The following is a 21,679-nucleotide window of genomic DNA, read 5'->3' on the forward strand; positions in this document are numbered from 1 at the left end:
AATATAACGATAACCAAATCTAAAGTCCCCAGGTCTTGAACGTCAAAGCTTTTGCTTTGACGTTCTTTTTTTGCTCATAATTCTAATTATTTTAATAGTATTGCATACTTAATAAACAATACATGATTTCAAGAAAAAACGCCTCAATTTCAAAATTCATTATTCATAAAGTTGGAAATAAGTTTAACGATACTAAAAATGCTTTTTCTGATAATATAGTCGATTTCGACGAAGCTAGTTACGACTTAATGCTCCCGTTTTTACTTCGTCCCTTTGGTAGCCTGGTACAAAGTTATCGGTTTAATCATCATGCCGATATTTCTTTAAACGAAATTAATAGTTATGCCACACAACTCTTTAATGATGAAGAAGCTTTTATAGATATTTCAAAACACATTGTTACGCATTTATTCGAGCAATCTACCTCTGCTAACATTAAAACAGGTGATGTTTTAGTGGTGATGTTTGAGGGTATTGAATATCAAGATATGACCACGAATGCTATTGGCATTTTTAAAATAGAAAGTAAGGTTAATTTCTTTCAAACCTATTTAGAGAATAATAGCTATGATGTATTGGTACAAAAAGGGATTAGCTCTAAAAAAGTAGATAAAGGCTGCTTAATTTTGAATCAAAGTGATACCGAAGGCCATGTTATTTTAAGTGTAGATAATAATAGTTATGATGCTCAATATTGGATTAATCAGTTTTTAAATATTAAATATGCTGATGATGCCAATAACCATACCCAACAATATATTGAACTTTGTAAAGAATTCTCGACAGAGGTTTTAAAAACTAGTTATGGTGCACAAGAACAAAATACTTTTTTAGCTAAAACGATCGATTTTTTTAAAGAAAATGAAGTTGTAAATGTTGAACGTTTCAAGGAAGATATTTTTGAAGGTGAAAAGCAAATAAGGCAGTTTGAAGACTATAAAAAGGAATATGAAGGGGAACAAAATTTGGTTATAAGGAATCAATTTGATGTTGCAGAACGTGTTGTTACCAAAGAAAAGAAAAAGATCAAAACTGATATTAAGCTAGATACTAACATACAAATTAAACTAGATATAGATGCACCTGATGCTTCTGCAGAATATTTAGAACGCGGCTATGACGGTGAGAAAAAAATGCATTATTACAAGGTGTTTTTTAATGAGGAGGATTAGTTTATTTAGAATATTTAAAAAAACAAGACAAACATAAACCTTTAAAAACACTGATACTAATCATAGTCTTCTTCCTGTTTTAAAACTATTCTTACAAGTTAAACGCAACCATTTAGAGCTTCCTTCATCTTAAAATCACAAGATAGATCAAATAAGCCCTAATAGCAGTATGGTACGTAAATATATATTCTTTTTAATAACAATCGTCTTTATTCTATTTTGTTCTGCTTGTAGTAAAGACGAGAATCCTCCCCCAAAGAGCCCACAAGATAGGAATGTTCCTTTTGATGAAGTGATCACCATACCTGTAATTGTACATGTGGTTAATTATAAACCAGATCCATTTACCATTAGTGATGAAAAAATCCAATCGCAAATTAATGTACTAAATAAAGATTTTAGAAAGAAAAACTCTGATTATATAAAAACACCTGATGAGTTTATCAATCTTGTGGCCGATGTTGGTATTGAATTTACTTTGGCTACAAAAGACCCTAATGGTAATCCAACAACAGGAATAATAAGAACCGAAAGTGATGTAACAGGGTTTGATGGTATTAGTGGAACAGAAAACTTCCCTATTGAAGACCTTAAACTATTTTTTACAGAGAAAGGAGGGCAAGATGCATGGCCTAGAGATAAATATTTGAATATTTGGATTGCAGATCTAAGTGACCGCAATGGAAATTTAGGGCTTGCAGGATATGCGCAATTTCCAAACGCAGACCCAAGAATAGATGGTGTTATAATTGACCCCAGAGTATTTGGAACCTTACCTCCATTACAATCGAGATATGAATTAGGTAGAACTGCTACTCACGAAATTGGACATTGGTTAAATTTATTTCATATTTATGGAGAAGATGGAAATTGTGAAAATGGAGACATGGTTGATGATACTCCCAATCAAAAATCTCAACATATAGGAAGTCCTACACATCCTCAAAATTCATGTAATAGCAACGACATGTTTATGAACTTCATGGATAGAGTAAATGATGCATCCATGTACATGTTTTCTATAGGGCAAAAAAGAAGAATACATGCACTTTTTAATCCTGATGGTTTAAGAAGAGAACTATATCTTAATAATAAGTCAAATTAAACGCAACCTTTTAAAGTCTTCATCATCTTTAAAATACTTAAACAATATACCCCAATATGAAAAAGACTTTTTTATTTGTAACACTTTTATTGCTTACAATCTTATCATGCAATAATAATGACGATGCTCCTGCTGCTGATTTTGAAAATGCTTGTAACATTACTAACCCTATTGAAGATTTAAATTGGTTAAAAGAGCAAATCGCTGAACTTGAAAAAGAAAATTCTACTTTTTTAAAATTCACATATTTTTCGGAAACAAAATATAACGAACAAACCGTATACGCTTTAAGGAATTGTTGCCCATATTGCAATACTGCTATTCTTGTGTATAACTGCGAAGGGATTCATATTGGAACAATTGGAAATGGTGATAATTATATTACCCCCGATATTTTAACAAACGAAACAATAATTTGGGAAGCCAGCAACTTTGAATGCTTTTAAAAAAACTCCGCCTCAAAAAGATCTGCAAAATGTTTTAGGAGTTTTTCTTTTACTTCTTCCATAGCAACTTCTTTTACGCCAAGTTCCACATTTAAAGATGTAACAGCTTTACCACGAATACCACAAGGAATAATATTATCAAAATACCCCAAATTAGCATTTACATTTAACGCAAAACCATGCATGGTCACCCAACGGCTTGCTCGTACACCCATAGCACAGATTTTACGTGCAAACGGCGTATCTACATCTAACCAAACACCTGTTTCTCCTTTACTACGTTCGGCTTTTAAACCGTATTCGGCAAGGGTTAAAATGATCATTTCTTCTAAAAACCGAAGATACTTATGTATATCTGTAAAAAAGTTTTCTAAATCTAAAATAGGATACCCCACTACTTGTCCAGGACCGTGGTATGTGATATCACCACCACGGTTAATCTTATAAAAAGTAGCCCCTTTATCTGTGAGTTGTTCTTCGCTTAAAAGCAAATTAGATAAATCCCCACTTTTTCCTAAAGTATACACATGCGGGTGCTCAACAAACAAAAAGTGGTTTTCGGTTTGTAATCCTGCTTCTTCTCGCCTGTTTTTAATTTTGGTATCTACAATGTCCTTAAACAATACTTCCTGGTAATCCCAAATTTGCTTATAATCTTTAAAACCTAAATCTTGTAGTGCAACTTTCTTATTCAAAATATTAATCTTCTAATATAACCTCTAAATTTAAAGCTTCAGGATTTGATAGGTACTCCATAAAACCAAACTCTACTGTAACGCTTTTTTTATCGGCACTAAACATAGCTTTTTCGTTTGATACAGATTTAATCGGCTTAGAAAAATGATAATTTAATTTATACATAGAAGAACCAAACATAATAGCCATTTCGCCTAAACTATCTGTCACTTTTTTATAAGCTTCTTTATCAAGTATTTTAGCCTCACGCTTAAATATTTTACCGTCATAATTATAATCAAGTGTTGTACTTCCATCTAGTCCGAAAGAAGTAAACGGATTGTTAGGGGTACTAGCTTTTCCTTCACTTTTTCCTCTCATATCGCTAAAACTATTCATCGCTTTAAACATATCTTGAAGTTCACTTACTTCCTTAAAGTCTGTGTACATCTTAAACATCATTTCTGAAGTTCCTGGATTCATAACCATATGCATACTAAATGGTTCTAAACTTTTTAATTTTAATTGTTCTTCTTCCGATAATTGAGAGATACTATCACGTTTTGCATCAAATAGTTCTTTAAAACTAAAGGTGGAATCTACAGCTTCTTCTTTATTAACACCTAGTTCACCTCCCCCCATTTGCATTAGCTGAGAGCCATCAAAAGAAAATTCCATTTTACCAGAACCATTTTCATTTATATAAATATTTTCTGAAAATTGACAACTACTAAAAACAATAGAAATACTAAAAATAATAAGTATATAAAATTTGCTCATTTTACTAATTTTTGGGTTTTAATTTAATGTGCAAAGATACGTTTTTATCTCTTTGGATTATTAATAATAACCAGGGCAGCAATAACGCCTGGCACCCAACCGCAAAGCCATAATAAAAAGACAATAAAAATGGAGCCACACCCTTTATCTATAACAGCTAAAGGTGGACAAATAATAGACAGTAGAACTCTCCAAAAACTCATAATTTGATTTATTTTAATACTGAAATAAGTTCAGTTTAGATTGATGATGTTACTTATTTGACGTTACCCTTTTTATTTTGTTACAATTTTTTGTTAGAGATTAAAAAAATTTAAACCACTTCATTACAAAAGAAAAACCTTATCTAAAATACGAGTAAAGAGATCGCAACAGATAGCTTTTGCTTATAATAACACTCAAAAATTTCGTAAATCAATAATCGTAAATCGTAAATCAAATGATTACCTTTGTGCCTTTAAAATTTACACAGTATTAGAATATGTCGCAATTATCAGAGCAAGAGCTTGTAAGAAGAGAAAAATTAGCAAAATTACGTGCATTAGGTATCAATCCATACCCAGCAGATTTATATCCAGTAAACCATACCTCAAAACAGGTTAAAGACCTATTTGAAGAGGGTAAACAGGTTGTTATTGCTGGTAGATTGATGATGATAAAAGTACAAGGAAAAGCAAGTTTTGCTCAATTGCAAGATGCAGAGGGGAAAATACAAGTATATTTTAATCGTGATGAAATTTGCCTTGGTGATGACAAAGAAAAATACAACGAAGTTTTTAAGAAACTTATAGATTTTGGTGACTTTGTAGGTATTAAAGGCGAATTATTCACCACGCAAGTAGGTGAAAAAACAGTTAAAGTTAAAGATTTTACCTTATTAAGTAAAGCTTTAAAACCACTCCCGTTACCAAAAGAAAAAGATGGTATAGTATACGATGCATTCACAGATCCTGAACAGCGTTACAGACAACGTTATGCAGATTTAGTTGTGAATCCGCAAGTAAAGGATGTTTTTGTAAAACGTACCAAATTGTTTAATGCCATGCGTCAGTTTTTTAATGACTCTGGATATTTTGAGGTTGAAACACCAGTGCTACAGCCCATTCCTGGTGGTGCAGCGGCACGTCCTTTTATAACACACCACAACGCCTTAGATATTCCATTATACATGCGAATTGCTAACGAGTTATATTTAAAACGATTAATTGTTGGTGGTTTTGATGGTGTATACGAGTTTTCTAAAAACTTTAGAAACGAAGGTATGGACAGAACGCATAATCCTGAATTTACTGCTATGGAAATTTATGTAGCATACAAGGATTATAATTGGATGATGGATTTCTGCGAACGCTTATTAGAACATTGTGCTATTGCCGTAAACGGAACTACAAAAGCTACTTTTGGAGGTCATGAAATAGATTTCAAAGCGCCATATGCACGTGTTACTATGGCAGATTCTATCAAACATTTTACAGGGTTTGATATTACAGGAAAAACCGAAGATGAGATTAGACAAGCCGCAAAAGATTTAGGTATTGAAGTTGATGACACCATGGGTAAGGGCAAACTTATTGATGAAATTTTTGGTGAAAAATGTGAGGGCAACTATATACAGCCAACCTATATAACAGACTACCCGAAAGAGATGAGTCCATTATGTAAAGAGCATAGAGAAAACCCAGAATTAACAGAACGTTTTGAGCTTATGGTCTGTGGTAAAGAAATCGCTAACGCCTATTCTGAACTTAATGATCCTATTGACCAACGCGAACGTTTTGAGCACCAACTTAAATTGGCTGCCAAAGGTGACGATGAAGCTACAGAGTTTATTGATCATGACTTTTTACGTGCTTTAGAATATGGTATGCCTCCAACATCTGGCATGGGGATTGGTATGGATAGATTGATAATGTTCTTAACCAATAACCAATCCATACAAGAGGTGTTATTCTTCCCGCAAATGCGTCCTGAAAAGAAGGCCTTAGCTATTAGTGAAGAAGGGAAAGCGCTTTTAGAGCTACTTAAAAAAACAGAACGCTTAACACTTAACGATCTTAAATCGCAATCTGGTTTATCGAATAAAAAATGGGATAAAACTATTAAAGAATTAACTAAAAATAGTTTAGCCAAAGTTGAAAAAACGGATGATGGTCTATTTGTTGAAATGTTATAACAGATAAACCTGAATTATCTAAAAATAAAAGCCAGTAATTTAAAAATTACTGGCTTTTTAACTAACTAACAAACTAACTACTTTATTAAACTTAAAACTAACTCTCAATTTTTATTCAACACATCCCTTTATAGGGAGAGAAATTTTCTGGTAAATACTTTTTTGTATCAAAACCTATTTCAACATCTTCTTCTATTTCGAAAACTTCAATCCTGCTCCAATCTATATCTCCTTTTCCTTTTAATGCGTTGAAGTTTTTTGGTAAATACTTTTTTGTATCAAAATTTATTTCAACGTCTTCTTCTATTTTGTAAACTTCAATCGTGCTCCAGTCTATATCTCCTTTTCCTTTTAATGGATTGAAATTTTCTGGCAAGTAATCTTTAGTATTAAAACCAAGTTCAATTTCTTCTTCGACTTCATATACCACTATATTACTAATATCCAAATAATGTCCCTCACAAGTTGCAGACCTAAATGTATCTGAATTTACATTTGTATTAGCCGCTGTATTTAACGCAAACAATGAGCTAAAAATAAACCCTAACTTTATCATAATAATGAAATCATTTTCTAATTTACACTACAAAATTGATGCGTTTTTCTGAAAGTAGTTACATGATTTAGAAACTTTTAACACTATCGATTTATCTTTTATCTTTTATTTAAGAAATAGGAATGGAGATGTTAATTTTTTAAGATTTTCAAGGAAGAATAATTTCAATATTGGAATGAAATTCTTTGAAATTTATAAGGTTATTATGCCCACCTCCTTTTATTGTTATAAAATTAGTAAGAGGTGTTGGAGCTACTTCAAATAATCCTCTTCCAGATTTATAAGGAACCACCTGGTCGTTAGTTCCATGAAATATAGATATAGGACAATCTACTTTGGTTATAAACTTATAGCTAGGCAATTTATATTTTAAAAGATACTTTACAGGGAAAACAGGAAATCTGGATTTAGCGACATCAATTAGACTATAATATGGTGTTTCTAAAATTAATTGTCTGGGTTTGTTTTTTGATGCTATATAGGTTGCTACCCCTGTTCCTAACGACCTACCATAAACTATAATATCACTTTCTAAATAGTATTGTTTTAAATAGTTATAACAATACTCCGAATCGTTATATAAAGCTGCTTCACTTAATTTGCCTGTGCTTTTACCAAAAGTTCTATAATCCATCACTAAAACATCATACTGTTTTTCAACAAAAAACTCAGTAATCATTCCCCAGCGGGATAAATCACCAGCATTACCATGAAAATACAATATCACTCCTTTAGGCTTATCTGTTTTAAAATGGATTGCATTAATAACAGCAACATCCGTCTTAAAAAATAATTCTTCAAAAGGATGTGAAAATTCAAACTTAAAATCTTGTGGTAAAACGGTAGGATGAAACAATATTTTTTCTTGCAAGAAGTATAATAACGCAGCAACCATAATATATAAGCTTATTAAAACAATGCTTACTTTCCTAAGCCTTTGTTTTACTTTTCTTTGACGAATGTTTAACATGAATACTTGTAGTTGATAAATCTATTTCTTGAGGAGCTATATTCAGGATTTCATGAATCATTTTATGATATGATTCAAAATTATTTAAGTTTTTATGTCCGCCACCAATTACCGAATGCAACTTAGTAAGTTTAGAGTTTACTTGAGATAATTTAACACTCGTTTTATACGGGATAAGTTTATCGTTAGTACCATGTATAATATGTATTGGGCATTGCACATACTTTAACCATTTATAAGTTGGTAAGGGATATTTTAATAAAATAGACAACGGCATAAAGGGTGCATAACGTGCCGTCACTTTGGTTAAACTATAGTAAGGTGCATCCATAATAAGCATTTTTGGATGGTTCATCGAGGCTAATTTAGCAGCAAATCCAGACCCTAGAGATCTGCCATAAACTATAATTCGATCTTCTGTAGTGAGTTCTTTTATTTTGTTATAAACCTCTTGTAAATCTCGTTTTATAGCTTTCTGTGAACGCCTCCCTGTGCTTTTCCCAAAACCGCGATAATCAACCATTAAAACATTATAACCATGTCTGGTAAAATCGACGGCAAACTTCCCCCAACCTTTAATACTTTTAGAGTTTCCTTTTAGATATAGTACAATACCTTTACTTTCTCCCTTTGGAAAAAACCGAACACCATTAATTATTGCTCCATCTCTTGTTTCTAAATTATACTCTTTAAACGCTTGGTTTTCATAATTAAACTGAAAATCTTCAGGAAGCTTTTCTGGTTTAAATAACATATAATCCTGCAGGTAATACAAAGCAATGCTTATTACAACATAAACAATTAAAACAATAATAGTAATGTATAACCAATAAGGCATCGTAAAAAGCGTTAGAATACTAAGATACGACAAATTGATTTCTTGAATTATAGCACTCTAAAAATTATGAAAATAATAGCATCGAATAAATTTCAGAAACACCTAAAGCAATCTTTCAATTGGATTGACATACACCGAGAAGCTTTTTTTGTAATAAGTTTTTATAACTAGTGAAAGGTAAGATGAATAATCAAGACCTATACATAATCACTTTTAAATTTATTAAAATAATCTCAGCAAAAATTAATAAATGCTTAGTATTTGCTATTTTAAACTTTTGACTATTTTTACTCGATGCTAAAAAAAATACTCTTTATTGTATTTTGTATTTGTGACCTTTTTGTTTTTGCTCAACAAAAAGATAGCTTATCGATAAAAAACGGTATTGATAATCCTAGCCTTAATAGTACACACCATTTTGGTATTTTTAGCTCCAGAATTAACCATAATTTTAAACATGGTCCTCCAAAAAAACCAACACTTACTATAAGTTCTGTAAGCGGAAATAACTTTCATCCCTTTGTTGAAGGCTACTTCCCGAAAGATCCTGTAATAAGAGAAGAGCTAAGTAATATAATCTGGCATGAGCGTCCTTTTTACTTTATAGACCAACAAGCAACGCCTTCCGATTATTTAAATATTGTTATTGATGCAGTTATAAAAGAATTTAGAGTAAGTATAAATATGCCGTTAAGTAAAAAACACGAATTAGGAATTACACTACGGTCTTATTTAATAACAAAAGGAAAACAACCGTTTTCACTTTTTACTGGCGACGAAACCATCGAATGGTTTCATAGCAATATAAATGGCGGGGAAGATCCTTTTGGAAGACGTTTCTACGGCTTAAATCAAGTGAATTTTAAATATCTCGATAAAAATGGAAATACACTTGAGTTAAACAACAATGATTTCTTTATAGGTGGCATCGAATTGAATCACTTTTATTACCCTACTCTTTCAAGAAATAAAACCAGAAATATATTTCTAAATATTGGAAGCCACTTAGGCATTAATACTTCTAAATTTAATACGTCTTTAGACATAGGTGTTTCCGCAAATATTATTAAAAAAATACAACTCAAAAACAACTATGAACTCAATATCGGTTTAGGAATGGGTGTTTTACACAAAAACCTTATCGACTTTAAAGAAGTTATCGATTTGGGTAATAACCCATTTTTAGGAACTTTTGAAACTAATCTTGAAATAGCCAAATACACAAAAAAAGGTAACTATAATGCCTTTGGTATAAACTATCAAATCCAATCTCGTTACAATAAAGCAGAAGAAGCCGATTATTATAAACTTTTGGGTAATTGGGAAGACATAAAAAGTGGTTGGCAACATGGTGTTACAACATTATACAGACCACTATCTAATTGGTCTTTTATTTATACTTATGGTCATCCTAACTACAAACTATCTATATATTTTAAAGAAGATTTCTTGATTCATAACGCCCCAGATTTCCAAACTGGCGTCTCTCTAAAAATCCCTGTTTTTAAATAACCTTATACATTTATCAATCCAGAGGCAGTAGGTTTCAAATCTATATAGGGTTTGACAGACTGTAAATCTGATTCGTGTTTATGTAACCTACAGAAATCCTCAAACATAAATTTGTGTCATTCCTGTCTTAATTATCAGTTACAATGTCAAGAGCGCAATCGAGACCTTTTCAATATATTTATGTTTACTCATAAATAAATAATCCATTATAATCAATTCATTATATGAAATTAACTTGTTAATATTTGGTTAAAATCAAAAACCTATTAAACTTTTTTAAAAAGTAGAAGTCCAATCTACAAATAACTTAAAAAGTATAAAAATGAGAAAATTAATAATTATTGCTATAGCATTAATATCTATTCAAGCTATAGCACAATCAGAAAAAAAAGACAGACCAGAAAGAGGACAAAAAATGAGCAACCTTTCTGCTGAAGAAATAGCAACCTTAAAAACAAAAAAAATGACTTTGTTTTTAGATTTAAGTGAATCACAACAAAATGAGGTTCAAAAAATAAATCTGGAAAATGCCACTTTACGCAAAACAATGATGGAAGCTCGTCAGGCAAAAAAAGAGAATGGAACCGCTCAAAAACCTACTAAAGAAGAGCGTTTGAAAATGGAAAATGACAGATTAGACCGTAAAATTGCTGTGAAAGCTAAAATGAAAAAGATATTAGATAAAGAGCAATATGCTAAATGGGAAGAAGCTCAATTAAAAATGGGTTCTAAAAGAAAAGGCAAAAAGAAAGGTAAGGATGGAAAAAAATAAACATTAGTTAATTTGTTAGTTGAGTTTTTTGAGTAAAAGAGCATTTCAAATTTTGAAATGCTCTTTTTTTATAACCTATCATATAACGAACTCATCAAAACACTGATAACCAATGAGTAATGATGATTATCATAATATTGTTAGTTATATGACAGGTTTATAGGCTTTTTGCCACGGCATTTACCGCTGCAATGGTAAAATCTAAATCTTCATAAGTTAAAGCATCTGTAATAAACCATGTTTCGAAAGCACTTGGTGCAATATATATACCTTCATTTAACATCCCGTGAAAGAATTTCTTGAATGTATCGTTATTTCCTTTTGCTGAAGTTTCAAAATCTACAACTTCAGAATCGTCAAAGTGAACTGAAATCATAGACCCTACTCTGTTAATAGTATGAATAATATTATTATCATTTAAAACTTTAGAAATACCGATATGCAGGTATTCTGTCTTTTTAGCTAAACGATCAAAGATCTCAATATCATTATTCAATTCATTTAGCATAGCAAAACCAGCCGCCATAGCCAGAGGGTTACCACTTAAAGTTCCTGCTTGATACACGGGTCCCAATGGTGCCAAATAATTCATAATCTCATTTCTAGCTGCAAATGCTCCAACGGGTAAACCACCACCAATTACTTTTCCGAAGCAAACAATATCTGCATTAATATCAAATAACTCTTGAGCGCCACCTTTTGCCAATCGAAACCCCGTCATAACCTCATCAAAAATCAACAAAATATTATGAGTATCACATAAAGCTCTTAAGGCTTTTAAGAAATCATCTTTTGGAGGAATACATCCCATATTCCCTGCGACTGGCTCTATAATAATACAAGCTATTTCACCTTGATTCGCTTCAATTAATTGCGCTACATTTTCAATATCATTATAGCGAGCTAACAAGGTATCTTTAGCCGTTCCTTTGGTTACCCCAGGACTATTTGGGCTTCCAAAAGTAACCGCACCACTACCTGCTTGTATTAAAAATGAATCACTATGTCCGTGATAACAACCCGCAAATTTTATAATTTTGTCTTTTCCTGTAAAACCACGTGCTAAACGCACAGCACTCATACATGCTTCTGTACCTGAGTTTACAAACCTTATTTTATCAATATTAGGTACCATTGAAACTGCCAACTCTGCAATTTTAGTTTCAATTTCCGTTGGCATCCCAAACGAGGTTCCTTTTTTTGCTTTTTCTACTACAGCATTTACAACAGGAGCATAGGCATGCCCTAAAACCATTGGCCCCCAAGAATTAATATAATCTATTAATCTATTATTATCTTCATCATACAGGTAAGCACCTTTTGCTTCTTTTACAAAAATAGGGGTTCCTCCTACTGCTTTAAACGCTCTTACTGGTGAATTTACACCACCTGGAATAACCTTTTCCGCATCTGCGAATAGCTCGCTACTTCTTTTATAGTTCATAAATTTATAATTGGTTATTTACGGTTTTACAATTAATACTTGTCCAACACTTAAATCTGTGCCTTTTAACTTGTTTAATTTCTGAAGCTCTTTAACCGTGATATTGTACTTTCTTGAAATAGCATATAGCGTATCCCCTTTTAAAACGGTATACGTATTACCACCTCCAATAGTTGTTGGTATTTCAAATTCTATATTCGAATCTCCCAAAACCTTTTTGTCCAGGTTGTACAATTTATACTGCTCGATAATGCTAATTAATTTTTGAGGATATTTTTTATCGGTTGCATAACCCGCAGCCCTTAATTCTCTGGCCCAACCTTTATAATCACCTTTTTTGAGTTTGAATAATTTCGCATAACGCTTTCTGTCTTTTAAGAAAAGGGAATGGTCTCTAAACGAATATTTCGCATCTTTATATTTCCTAAAACATTCTTGTGCTTTATCATCATCATGATAAATTTTACCACCTGTCCAACCATGACATTTAATACCAAAATGATTATTGGCTTTTACAGAAAGACGTCCTTTTCCAGAACCAGATTCCAGAATACCTTGAGCTAATGTAATACTTGCAGGAATACCGTATAAACTCATTTCCTGTTGAGCAATTTCATTATATACATCAATATACTTCTCGGTAGCATTCGCGTATACTTTGGTCGAACTCTCAGACGTTGTTTTCGTTTCTTTATTATTATTCTCTATGTTTTCAGTATTCGTTTTTGGCTTTTTTGCAATTACTGTTTTTTTAGTACGGCAACTAAAAACAATACAACCTAAACATAACACAAACCCTATTCTTCTTATTCTTCTATTCAATTATTGATAATTTTTTATTTTTTAATACTGTATTCATACCTTTAATTCCTTGCAAGCCCCCTGTATGAATTGCTAAAATTTTTGAGCCTTTTTTAAAATAACCGTTATGAATTAAATCAAAAATCCCAAACATCATTTTACCTGTATAAACAGGATCTAACGGAATGATATTTAACTTTTTAAACTGATTAATGAACGTTACTAATTCTTCATTTATTTTGGCATAACCACCAAAATGATAATTGGTTATTAAATCCCAATTGGTTTTCGTTACAAATTTACTAATATCTTGTTGTAAAAAATCACCTTTTAGAGCAGGAAATCCTAAAACTTGTTGACTGGGTTTTGAACAATTTATAAGTCCAGAAATGGTTCCTCCCGTTCCAACCGCACAACATACATAATCAAAAACACCATCTGCCTCAGTTAATATTTCTTCACATCCCTTAACCGCTAAAGCATTTGTACCACCTTCTGGAATCAAGTAAAAATCATTAAACTCTTTTTTTAACGCCATCAAAAAAGCCTCAGATGTTTTATCTCTATAATCTTTTCTTGAAACAAACTTAAATTGCATCCCATTTTGTTTTGCAAAACTTAAAGTTTCATTACCAACGATTTTATCTTCCAACTCCTCACCTCTAATAACACCAATCGTTTTAAAACCTAATAAATTCCCAGCAGAAGCCACCGCAGCTATATGATTGGAAAAGGCGCCTCCAAAAGTAAGAAGTGTTTTAAAACCCTTTTCTTTAGCCTCAAGAAGATTATATTTAAGTTTCCTATATTTATTTCCAGACACAAAAGGGTGAATTTTGTCTTCACGTTTTACAAACAGTTCTACGCCCTTTTCTTTTGCTAAAGAAACCTGTTGATTAATACTGTGCTCAAGCTTAAAATTCATTAGCGCGAAGATACTTCAAAAATCCCCAAAACGAATGTTGTTTTTAAGTTTGCGTAAGCAAAAAAATGTCTTTACATCTGGATTTCAACAAACAAAATGCAAGAAAAAACACTATAAAAGTAAAAAATAACCTACATTTATGATGTTGTTTTCAAATAAATCACTCTATAGACTCAAAGTCTATTTAGTGAAATACCGAAAAAAAAGAACCATGATAAAACTGAATTTGCATCAAAAGTTTTTAAAAACTGAAAGCAAAATGCACTAAACCACATCCTTTCAACTACAGTTGAAACCAATAAACATTATAACCCTAAAAACTAAACTCACTTTTATTAAATAAACTAAATTAAAAACTATTCAAAAATGAAAAAATCAACTATTTCACTAAAGACGACATTATTGACTACTATTTTAGTTGTATGCTTTTTATCTTGTAAAAATGAAAAAAAAGCTGAGGATGTAAAAAAAGAAGTTTTAACAACATACAATGAAGAAAACGGAGGTACTTTGTGTTTATCTGAAGCAAGCTGGTTTCCTCACAGCCAAACACCTCCTCCCGCTGAAGGTAAAGGAAGTCCATTTGATGTAAGCTCAACAACAAACTGTATTTTTCATCAATGGTCATGGCAAAAGTTTCTATGGGTAACAAAGCCTGAGGGAGATTTACCATTATTTCTTAACCAAAAAGAAATTATTCAGGTTACAGATGCTATGGAACCAGTTGTGCAACAAGCAGGTGCTAGTGTTGTATTAACAGATACAATACAAGCAGGCTTTAGTCATGGCATACTAAAAGTAAATCCAGCATATAATAGTGCAACAGACAAAGCGCTTACAGTACACTATTCAATACATACAAGCTTGATCATGCAAGAGTCAGCTGAGGCTTTTAAAGCAGCTTTAGCATCAGGAAAATTACCAGCAAACAATTTAGAGACTTTCCCTGTAGGTTCTTTAGAATTAAAAGTTTCCTGGGTAGATGTAACAGCTATACCAAACGACAAATTAAAAGATTATTATACAACTACAGCAGCTGTAATTAATAAAGATGGTAAAACATATACAAATACTAATGTTGCTTTATTAGGCATGCATGTTGTAGGAGTTGTAGAAAATCATCCAGAATTTATCTGGGCCACTTTCGAACATAATGATATGGCGCCAAATTATGATTGGAAAGCAAACTCTGCAAGTTCCGCTACTGAAAAACTATTATTTGCTAAAGGCAGTACAACAGGTTTAGATGGTATTACATTTATTAAAGACGACAAGCCTGTATTAGCAAGTAAAGCTTTCGACTTATTTCAATATGGAGTTCCAGTAACGGCATCAGGTTATATGAAAACAAGTCAAAGTGAACCTGAAAACTTTAATAATATAAAAGAAATAAATGCAAGTGTTGCAAAAAACCTTAAAGATGTTTGGCAAAACTATTTTTACAATGGTTCTATATGGATAGATACAGACAGCTTAACACCACTTCAGCAAGCTCAAAAAATTGTAAAATTAGGAAGTTCTATAAGTGCAGCAACACCAGGATCTAGTGCCCGAGGATCTTTAAATTGTGCTAATGTTACTATGGAAACATTTACACAAACATTTCAAAGTAACATTTCGGATATTAATGTAAAAAATCTCGCGAATTGTTTTTCTTGCCATAGTCCTATAAGTTTTGCTGGCAATACCTCCCCAATATATTTAAGCCATATATTTGATGCTTATATTCAATCAAGTGAAGGAAAAAGTAAAAAAGAGATTGATTTAATGAAAGATGATCAACATAAAAAAATATCAGAATTTCTTAGAACATTAAAGTAGTATGACAAATCTTAGTTACAGAAAATAAAAAAGGCTGTCTTAAAAACATTTTAGGACAGTTTTTTTATTCTGTTTTTTTAATAATAATCCCAGCTAGTGTTATATACGCTAGCGCTTCGGCTGTGACAGGTGCCGTCCTGAATGCAAATAACAGAAGCTATAATTTTTATGTCATGGCTTTTGTATTATAGATAGCTCAGCAGAAAGTATAAATTTCACAATAAACCAAACCTTTTATACTTAAACATCATTAACAAAAAGATACTTCAAAAATCCAAAAGGTGGACGACATTTTAGATAATCGAGGTTGACCTCATTTGCATAAGCTTCACGTTCAAAAGAAATATTCCGATAAGCCAAATCCCATGTTTTATACTGAAATAACCGTACTAAAAACTCAATAGCATACATTAAATAAAAGGGCATTATTAACATGTCTAATTGTTGCTTTAAGTGAATCTTTTCATGATTCATTAAAACAGCATCCTTTTTTAAATGTTTCGACCTCAAAAACACAAAAGGAAACACAGTTAAACCTGTATACCCTTTCGGAACTAAATATTTCGAAATTAAAACCATACTTTATTACATTCAAAAATCAAACCAAATTATATTATCTTTGTTTTAAATGACATGAGCACCTCTAAGTCTTTTAAGGTTAATTGAGATTCTTAGTATGCAAATCGCGTCTGACGATTAAAAAAATGAATACAATCAGATGAAAAAAATAATCCCTATTGAAGAAGGTGATTACTACTTAACACCAGAAGGTTATCGCTGTTTCACAGAACAATACCATTTAAGAAGAGGGTATTGTTGTGAAAGCGGATGCAGACATTGCCCATACGGGTATAACAAAAAAAAATAACACTAAAACCAAAATAGTAAACACAGCACAAAATCATTTATCAAAGGCTTGGTATGATTCTTGATGCTTATTACTAAAAATTGGAAAGCACTTAAATCAATGATTTTAATGCTAGTTATGTAATTTAAAAACAAAAGGCTATGAAAAAATTATTAAAAACCTTACCACTTGTGGCATTGCTCATTGTGGTTACCTCATGCAGTTCTGTGCGTGTAGCAGCAGATTATGATAAGAATGCTAATTTTGGAGAATACAAAACCTTTGCTTTTTTTAAAACAGGTATTGATAAAGCAGAAATTAATGATTTAGATAAACGGAGAATCCTTCGTGCTATTGAAGCAGAATTATTAGCTAAAGGCTTTACAAAATCTAAAAATCCTGATCTTTTAGTAAGTCTTTTTACAAAATCTCAGCAACGTGTAGACGTTTACAATAACTCTTGGGGTTATGGTGGCTGGGGTTGGGGAGGCTGGGGAGGCTTCGGACCTGGTTGGGGATGGGGTTGGAATCAACAACCTAATGTATCTACCAGCACACAAGGCTCTCTATACATAGACCTTATTGATTCTAATAAAAAAGAACTTGTTTGGCAAGGTATGGGAACGGGTTATTTAAGTAAAAGTATGGAGAAAAAAGAAGCTCGTATTAAAGAGTTTGTAACAGAAATTATGACGAAGTATCCTCCTGGAGCTCAACAATAAAAAAGATTATCTAAAAAGGTAAATAAAAATTGAATGTCTGGAATGCAATCGAAACCTTCATATTTAATGAGGTATTTTAGTTCTCGACTGCGTTCCTGATATTGTAAATTTAGATAAACACGAATCAGATTTTCTCTCTGTCAAACATATTATAGATATGAAATCTACCATGTCTGAAGCTTGGTAAACAGGGAGGCAAGTAAATTAATGATATTCACGTCTAACTTTCAAAATCTAGATATTTAAATAGGTTTCGACTACGCTCAACCTGATATTAAGTTTTAACTTTTTGAAATTCAACTTAATAATTTTGTTCTTATGCCGAACTCACGTTAGTTATATACCAATTATCGGTTTATCACATCACAATATCATTTTCCCAAACGTAAGGCTTTGGAATATCGGTATCGTCAATAAGTTGTCTTATATCTATCTCTATACCCCTGCTCAAATCTGTAATAGGCACATCATTAGGACCACCTTCAAAAGGGTTCTCTGTATTTTCTCCAATAGCTTCCATAGTATAAAATACCCAGGTGATTAAAGCGCTAAAAGGCACAGAAAACCATACAAAATGCTTCGCAATAGCTTCTTGTGTAACGTGCATTAAAGAGGAACGCTCTTCATGTTTACTTAATAATCCTAAGATTTTCTCACCAAAACTCTCAAATTCCTCCATAATTCCATAAGGAATTAATAAAATAAAAATCCAAACAAATAAATAGTTAAGTGTCGCAAATTGTCTTGGATATGGAAAGTTTTTAATACGTTCGCTTTTACCCTGAAGCGTGTAAAACTCTACCAACATGTTCGTCATTTCCATATGCCTAAAATCCTCAATTAAACCTAGATTCATTAATTCTTTTAAACGTCGCGATTGAATTCCTAATAATTGAGATGCTTGATTTCCTTTTGCTAAAACCTCTTTATACTCCGCTTCCGAAATATATGATTTTATAGCACCTTCTAAATCTTCCACATCTTCGCAAACTCTATATTTTGAAGCTCTAAATTCTATATTAGACCGCTTAGATTTAAGATGCATTTCCCATGGTCTTTCTTCTCTCATCTGATATCGCAAAGCTGTTAACCAAGCCACATGTCTATGCACCAACTCCCGTTTAATTGCTTGTATTTCCTCCTCTGTTCTATCTTTATCAGTATGGTCATTATTTATAAAATCTTTCACCATTATCGTCCAAGAACGTGATGCATTAACAATGCCTCCCCATATTTTTCGGGCTTCCCACAGCCTATCGTAAGAAGCATTATTCTTAAAACTCACAATAAATGCCACTGCAGTACCTAATACACCTAATGGCAACCAAGGAACATGCAACCATTTTAAACCTAGTACATCAAATAAAAAAACGGGAATAAAAGCTAAAACTATAAATAATAAAATATGTCTTCGAGTCCATTTTAAAACTCCTGCTATAGGAAAGATACGTTTTGTATACATAATTTTTAAGGTTTAAAATATAAAAACACTAAAATAAGCATTCCCTTTAACATTATTAAAAACACAAAAAAATCGACAATCGTTTAAAGATTTCGTATTTTTACTACATAAAAGTCTAAGTTAAATTAATTATGTCTAACACTATTGAATCTAATCCTATTTTAAATCGCTTGCCTAAGCATTTAATGCAGTTTATAAAACCTCAAAATTACGAGGATTATTCTGCCATAGACCAAGCTGTTTGGCGTTATGTAATGCGTAAAAATGTTGATTTTCTTAGTACAGTAGCTCATAAGTCTTACCTCGACGGCTTAAACCAAACGGGAATTTCTATTGATAGCATTCCTAACATGTATGGCATGAACAGGATTTTAAAAGACATTGGTTGGGCAGCTGTTGCTGTTGATGGTTTTATTCCTCCAAATGCGTTCATGGAGTTTCAGGCATACAATGTATTGGTTATCGCTAGTGATATTAGACAGTTAGAAAACATAAAATACACCCCCGCTCCAGATATTATTCACGAAGGCGCAGGACACGCACCCATAATTGCAAATCCAGAATATGCTGAGTATTTAAGACGTTTTGGAGAAATTGGTTGTAAAGCCATTTCATCTGCTAAAGACTATCAATTATATGAAGCCGTAAGAGCTTTATCTATTATTAAAGAAGCACCAAATTCTAGTGAAAGCGACATCGCTGCAACGGAAAAAAAAGTAGAAGATTTACAACAAAACATGGGTGAACCAAGTGAAATGGCACTTATTAGAAACCTGCATTGGTGGACGGTTGAATATGGCTTGATCGGAACTCTGGAACATCCAAAAATATACGGCGCTGGGCTACTCTCTTCTATTGGTGAAAGTGCCTGGTGTATGACTGATGAAGTTAAAAAACTTCCTTACGATATCAATGCCGCTTATAAAGATTTTGATATCACCAAACCACAACCTCAACTTTTTGTTATACCAGACTTTGCACATTTAAGTCTTGTTTTAGAGGAATTTGCAAATACCATGTCTTTGCGTAAAGGTGGACTTTCTGGAATTAACAAACTCATACAATCTGAAGCTTTAGGCACCATAGAACTAAGTACAGGGTTACAAATTTCTGGAATATTTACCAGTATAATTGAAAGCAATGGAAATCCTATTTATATACAAACCACAGGAGAAACGGCTTTAGCCTATAGAGAAAAAGAATTAGTTGGACATGGTACTAACACACATCATAGAGGTTTTGGATCTCCTGTTGGAAAACTTAAAGGCATTAATTTAGCGATTGAAGATATGAGCCCTCGTGACTTATCTGCCTATGCCATTTATGAAGAACAACGTATCACCTTAGAATTTGAAGGCGGCATAAAAGTTTCTGGCGAAATTATTACTGGGAAACGAAATCTGCAAGGTAAAATAATATTGATCAGTTTTAAAAACTGTACAGTAACACATAATGAAACTACATTGTTTTTTCCTGAATGGGGTGTTTACGATATGGCTGTAGGTAAAGATATTGTTTCTGCATATTCTGGACCAGCCGATCTAAATAGTTTTGATCTGATAACACATGTACCATCTACTAAAACAATTCATGTAAAAAAATCAACTGAACAATTACAATTAGAAGCTTTATACCAACAAATTAGAGATTACAGAGAAAATAAAAACAAAACCATTTCCAGAACTAAGGTCTTAGAACAATTGATTGAAAAACACCCTAATGATTGGTTATTATCAGTAGAACTCTACGAATTGGCTTTTACCGCTAACGAATCTAATCTTTGTGAAAGTATTTTAAATCATCTGGAAACTGTAAAACAAAACAGACCAGAAGTAGGCCTTTTAATTGACGATGGTTTAGAAATTGTTAAACAAACTGTTAGCGTATAGCGAGAAATTACCTAAACCGTTTTAAAGTCTTTTTTGTGAATTTACTTAACACTAATTTGCCACTTATTTCGGCACGTTCTGTTAATAAAGTGTCCCAATGGTCTGTACCTTTCCAAAAAACAGTTTTCATTTCTGTTAAGGCTTCAGGATTATAAGACGCTAGTTTAGTCGCCAATGTTATAACAGCTTCATCAAGTTCTTCTACTGTTTCAAAAACATCTGCATAAAGTCCTTTTTCTTTTGCAAATTCCGCAGAAAAAAAAGTTTCAGCATCTATTGTCATTTGAGACATGGCTGATAATCCTATTTTCCTAGTAACTACAGGTTCTATAACAAAAGGCCCAATACCGATACTTAATTCACTTAGTTTTATTGAGGCATATACTGTTGCCATACAATAATCGGTTGCAGCAGCTAAGCCTAAGCCACCACCTACAGATTTTCCTTGAACACGACCTATTATAAGTTTAGGGCATTTGCGCATGGCATTAATAACATTAGCGAAACCCGAGAAAAAAACTTTACCAACTTTAGCATTTTCAATGGCTATTAATTCATTAAAGCTAGCTCCTGCACAAAAGGTTCTATCGCCTCCGCTTTTTAAAACAATAACCTTAATAGCATCATTGTTCCCTGCTTCTTGAATGGTTTTTACCAACTGAGATAAAACATCACTTGGCATAGAATTGCGATTTGGGTGAAAGAATTCAATATACCCTATATCGCTACTAATGGTTAACTTAACGTATGATTTTGACATGATGTAAAT

22 protein-coding genes are annotated in these 21,679 nt (G+C 32.3%); 10 read left to right on the plus strand and 12 right to left on the minus strand.

Annotated features, from left to right (window positions below):
- Positions 1-122 precede the first annotated feature (122 nt).
- The 3 genes from Q4Q40_RS08895 to Q4Q40_RS08905 all read left to right on the plus strand — a co-directional run bounded on the left by Q4Q40_RS08895 (position 123) and on the right by Q4Q40_RS08905 (position 2,723).
- Complete coding sequence (locus Q4Q40_RS08895) at positions 123-1,172, plus strand: nucleoid-associated protein (protein ID WP_303301443.1); 1,050 nt, start codon at positions 123-125, stop codon at positions 1,170-1,172.
- Positions 1,173-1,341: 169 nt separating this feature from the next.
- Positions 1,342-2,277, plus strand: a complete 936-nt coding sequence (locus Q4Q40_RS08900; RefSeq protein WP_303301444.1) for a zinc metalloprotease — start codon at positions 1,342-1,344, stop codon at positions 2,275-2,277.
- A gap of 56 nt (positions 2,278-2,333) precedes the next feature.
- A complete protein-coding gene (locus Q4Q40_RS08905; RefSeq protein WP_303301445.1) occupies positions 2,334-2,723 on the plus strand; it encodes a hypothetical protein in 390 nt (129 codons plus the stop codon).
- On the opposite strand, the gene lipB is transcribed toward Q4Q40_RS08905, so the two are convergent.
- The 3 genes from lipB to Q4Q40_RS08920 are packed head-to-tail and all read right to left on the minus strand — an operon-like array spanning position 2,720 to position 4,381.
- Positions 2,720-3,418 carry a lipoyl(octanoyl) transferase LipB gene (gene lipB, locus Q4Q40_RS08910; protein ID WP_303301446.1) on the minus strand — a complete coding sequence of 233 codons (699 nt, stop codon included), beginning with the start codon at positions 3,416-3,418 and terminating at the stop codon, positions 2,720-2,722. The two genes, Q4Q40_RS08905 and lipB, sit on opposite strands and share 4 nt — an antisense overlap.
- 4 nt (positions 3,419-3,422) lie before the next feature.
- Positions 3,423-4,178, minus strand: coding sequence for a hypothetical protein (locus Q4Q40_RS08915; protein WP_303301447.1), 756 nt, complete (start codon positions 4,176-4,178; stop codon positions 3,423-3,425).
- Positions 4,179-4,222: 44 nt separating this feature from the next.
- Positions 4,223-4,381, minus strand: a complete 159-nt coding sequence (locus tag Q4Q40_RS08920) for a YqaE/Pmp3 family membrane protein (RefSeq protein WP_303301448.1) — start codon at positions 4,379-4,381, stop codon at positions 4,223-4,225.
- A 278-nt stretch (positions 4,382-4,659) separates the two neighbouring features.
- On the opposite strand from Q4Q40_RS08920, the gene lysS reads away from it, so the two are divergent.
- Positions 4,660-6,351, plus strand: a complete 1,692-nt coding sequence (gene lysS, locus Q4Q40_RS08925) for a lysine--tRNA ligase (protein ID WP_303301449.1) — start codon at positions 4,660-4,662, stop codon at positions 6,349-6,351.
- A 115-nt stretch (positions 6,352-6,466) separates the two neighbouring features.
- Here lysS and Q4Q40_RS08930 read toward each other — a convergent pair whose 3' ends face one another.
- The 3 genes from Q4Q40_RS08930 to Q4Q40_RS08940 all read right to left on the minus strand — a co-directional run bounded on the left by Q4Q40_RS08930 (position 6,467) and on the right by Q4Q40_RS08940 (position 8,715).
- Positions 6,467-6,907, minus strand: coding sequence for a hypothetical protein (locus tag Q4Q40_RS08930; protein ID WP_303301450.1), 441 nt, complete (start codon positions 6,905-6,907; stop codon positions 6,467-6,469).
- A gap of 148 nt (positions 6,908-7,055) precedes the next feature.
- Positions 7,056-7,877, minus strand: coding sequence for an alpha/beta hydrolase (locus tag Q4Q40_RS08935; protein WP_303301451.1), 822 nt, complete (start codon positions 7,875-7,877; stop codon positions 7,056-7,058).
- Complete coding sequence (locus tag Q4Q40_RS08940) at positions 7,837-8,715, minus strand: alpha/beta hydrolase (protein WP_303301452.1); 879 nt, start codon at positions 8,713-8,715, stop codon at positions 7,837-7,839. Before Q4Q40_RS08940 ends, Q4Q40_RS08935 begins: the two co-directional genes overlap by 41 nt.
- A gap of 294 nt (positions 8,716-9,009) precedes the next feature.
- Here Q4Q40_RS08940 and Q4Q40_RS08945 point away from each other — a divergent pair, with 294 nt between their 5' ends.
- Positions 9,010-10,227 (plus strand): hypothetical protein, encoded by a 1,218-nt coding sequence (locus Q4Q40_RS08945; protein ID WP_303301453.1) that lies wholly within the window; start codon positions 9,010-9,012, stop codon positions 10,225-10,227.
- Positions 10,228-10,549: 322 nt separating this feature from the next.
- On the plus strand, positions 10,550-10,999 hold the full coding sequence (locus tag Q4Q40_RS08950) for a DUF4890 domain-containing protein (protein WP_303301454.1): 450 nt from the start codon (positions 10,550-10,552) through the stop codon (positions 10,997-10,999).
- Between the two features lie 157 nt (positions 11,000-11,156).
- Here Q4Q40_RS08950 and hemL read toward each other — a convergent pair whose 3' ends face one another.
- Genes hemL through Q4Q40_RS08965 form a run of 3 tightly spaced genes read right to left on the minus strand, consistent with a single transcriptional unit; the run spans position 11,157 to position 14,169 of the window.
- Entirely contained in the window at positions 11,157-12,443 is a 1,287-nt protein-coding gene (hemL, locus tag Q4Q40_RS08955) for a glutamate-1-semialdehyde 2,1-aminomutase (RefSeq protein WP_303301455.1), read from the minus strand.
- Positions 12,444-12,461: 18 nt separating this feature from the next.
- Positions 12,462-13,265, minus strand: coding sequence for a glucosaminidase domain-containing protein (locus Q4Q40_RS08960; protein WP_303301456.1), 804 nt, complete (start codon positions 13,263-13,265; stop codon positions 12,462-12,464).
- The gene (locus tag Q4Q40_RS08965) at positions 13,258-14,169 is read right to left on the minus strand and encodes a 1-aminocyclopropane-1-carboxylate deaminase/D-cysteine desulfhydrase (RefSeq protein ID WP_303301457.1); all 912 of its coding nucleotides are present in this window, start codon (positions 14,167-14,169) and stop codon (positions 13,258-13,260) included. The genes Q4Q40_RS08960 and Q4Q40_RS08965 overlap by 8 nt, the downstream gene beginning before the upstream one ends.
- A gap of 366 nt (positions 14,170-14,535) precedes the next feature.
- On the opposite strand from Q4Q40_RS08965, the gene Q4Q40_RS08970 reads away from it, so the two are divergent.
- The gene (locus Q4Q40_RS08970; RefSeq protein WP_303301458.1) at positions 14,536-15,990 is read left to right on the plus strand and encodes a hypothetical protein; all 1,455 of its coding nucleotides are present in this window, start codon (positions 14,536-14,538) and stop codon (positions 15,988-15,990) included.
- A 240-nt stretch (positions 15,991-16,230) separates the two neighbouring features.
- Here the strand turns inward: Q4Q40_RS08970 and Q4Q40_RS08975 are convergent, their stop codons facing one another.
- Positions 16,231-16,569 (minus strand): hypothetical protein, encoded by a 339-nt coding sequence (locus Q4Q40_RS08975; RefSeq protein ID WP_303301459.1) that lies wholly within the window; start codon positions 16,567-16,569, stop codon positions 16,231-16,233.
- Between the two features lie 139 nt (positions 16,570-16,708).
- Between Q4Q40_RS08975 and Q4Q40_RS08980 the strand changes: the two genes are divergently transcribed.
- Positions 16,709-16,858 (plus strand): C1orf53 family protein, encoded by a 150-nt coding sequence (locus Q4Q40_RS08980; protein ID WP_303301460.1) that lies wholly within the window; start codon positions 16,709-16,711, stop codon positions 16,856-16,858.
- A gap of 140 nt (positions 16,859-16,998) precedes the next feature.
- Positions 16,999-17,559 carry a DUF4136 domain-containing protein gene (locus Q4Q40_RS08985; RefSeq protein WP_303301461.1) on the plus strand — a complete coding sequence of 187 codons (561 nt, stop codon included), beginning with the start codon at positions 16,999-17,001 and terminating at the stop codon, positions 17,557-17,559.
- Positions 17,560-17,917: 358 nt separating this feature from the next.
- Here the strand turns inward: Q4Q40_RS08985 and Q4Q40_RS08990 are convergent, their stop codons facing one another.
- Positions 17,918-19,021 carry a bestrophin family protein gene (locus Q4Q40_RS08990; protein ID WP_303301462.1) on the minus strand — a complete coding sequence of 368 codons (1,104 nt, stop codon included), beginning with the start codon at positions 19,019-19,021 and terminating at the stop codon, positions 17,918-17,920.
- A gap of 131 nt (positions 19,022-19,152) precedes the next feature.
- Between Q4Q40_RS08990 and Q4Q40_RS08995 the strand changes: the two genes are divergently transcribed.
- Positions 19,153-20,910, plus strand: coding sequence for an aromatic amino acid hydroxylase (locus Q4Q40_RS08995; protein ID WP_303301463.1), 1,758 nt, complete (start codon positions 19,153-19,155; stop codon positions 20,908-20,910).
- Between the two features lie 7 nt (positions 20,911-20,917).
- Here Q4Q40_RS08995 and Q4Q40_RS09000 read toward each other — a convergent pair whose 3' ends face one another.
- Positions 20,918-21,670 (minus strand): enoyl-CoA hydratase/isomerase family protein, encoded by a 753-nt coding sequence (locus Q4Q40_RS09000; RefSeq protein ID WP_303301464.1) that lies wholly within the window; start codon positions 21,668-21,670, stop codon positions 20,918-20,920.
- Positions 21,671-21,679: the final 9 nt, after the last annotated feature.

The organism is Flavivirga jejuensis (assembly GCF_030540765.1).
Taxonomy (GTDB): Bacteria; Bacteroidota; Bacteroidia; order Flavobacteriales; family Flavobacteriaceae; genus Flavivirga; species Flavivirga jejuensis.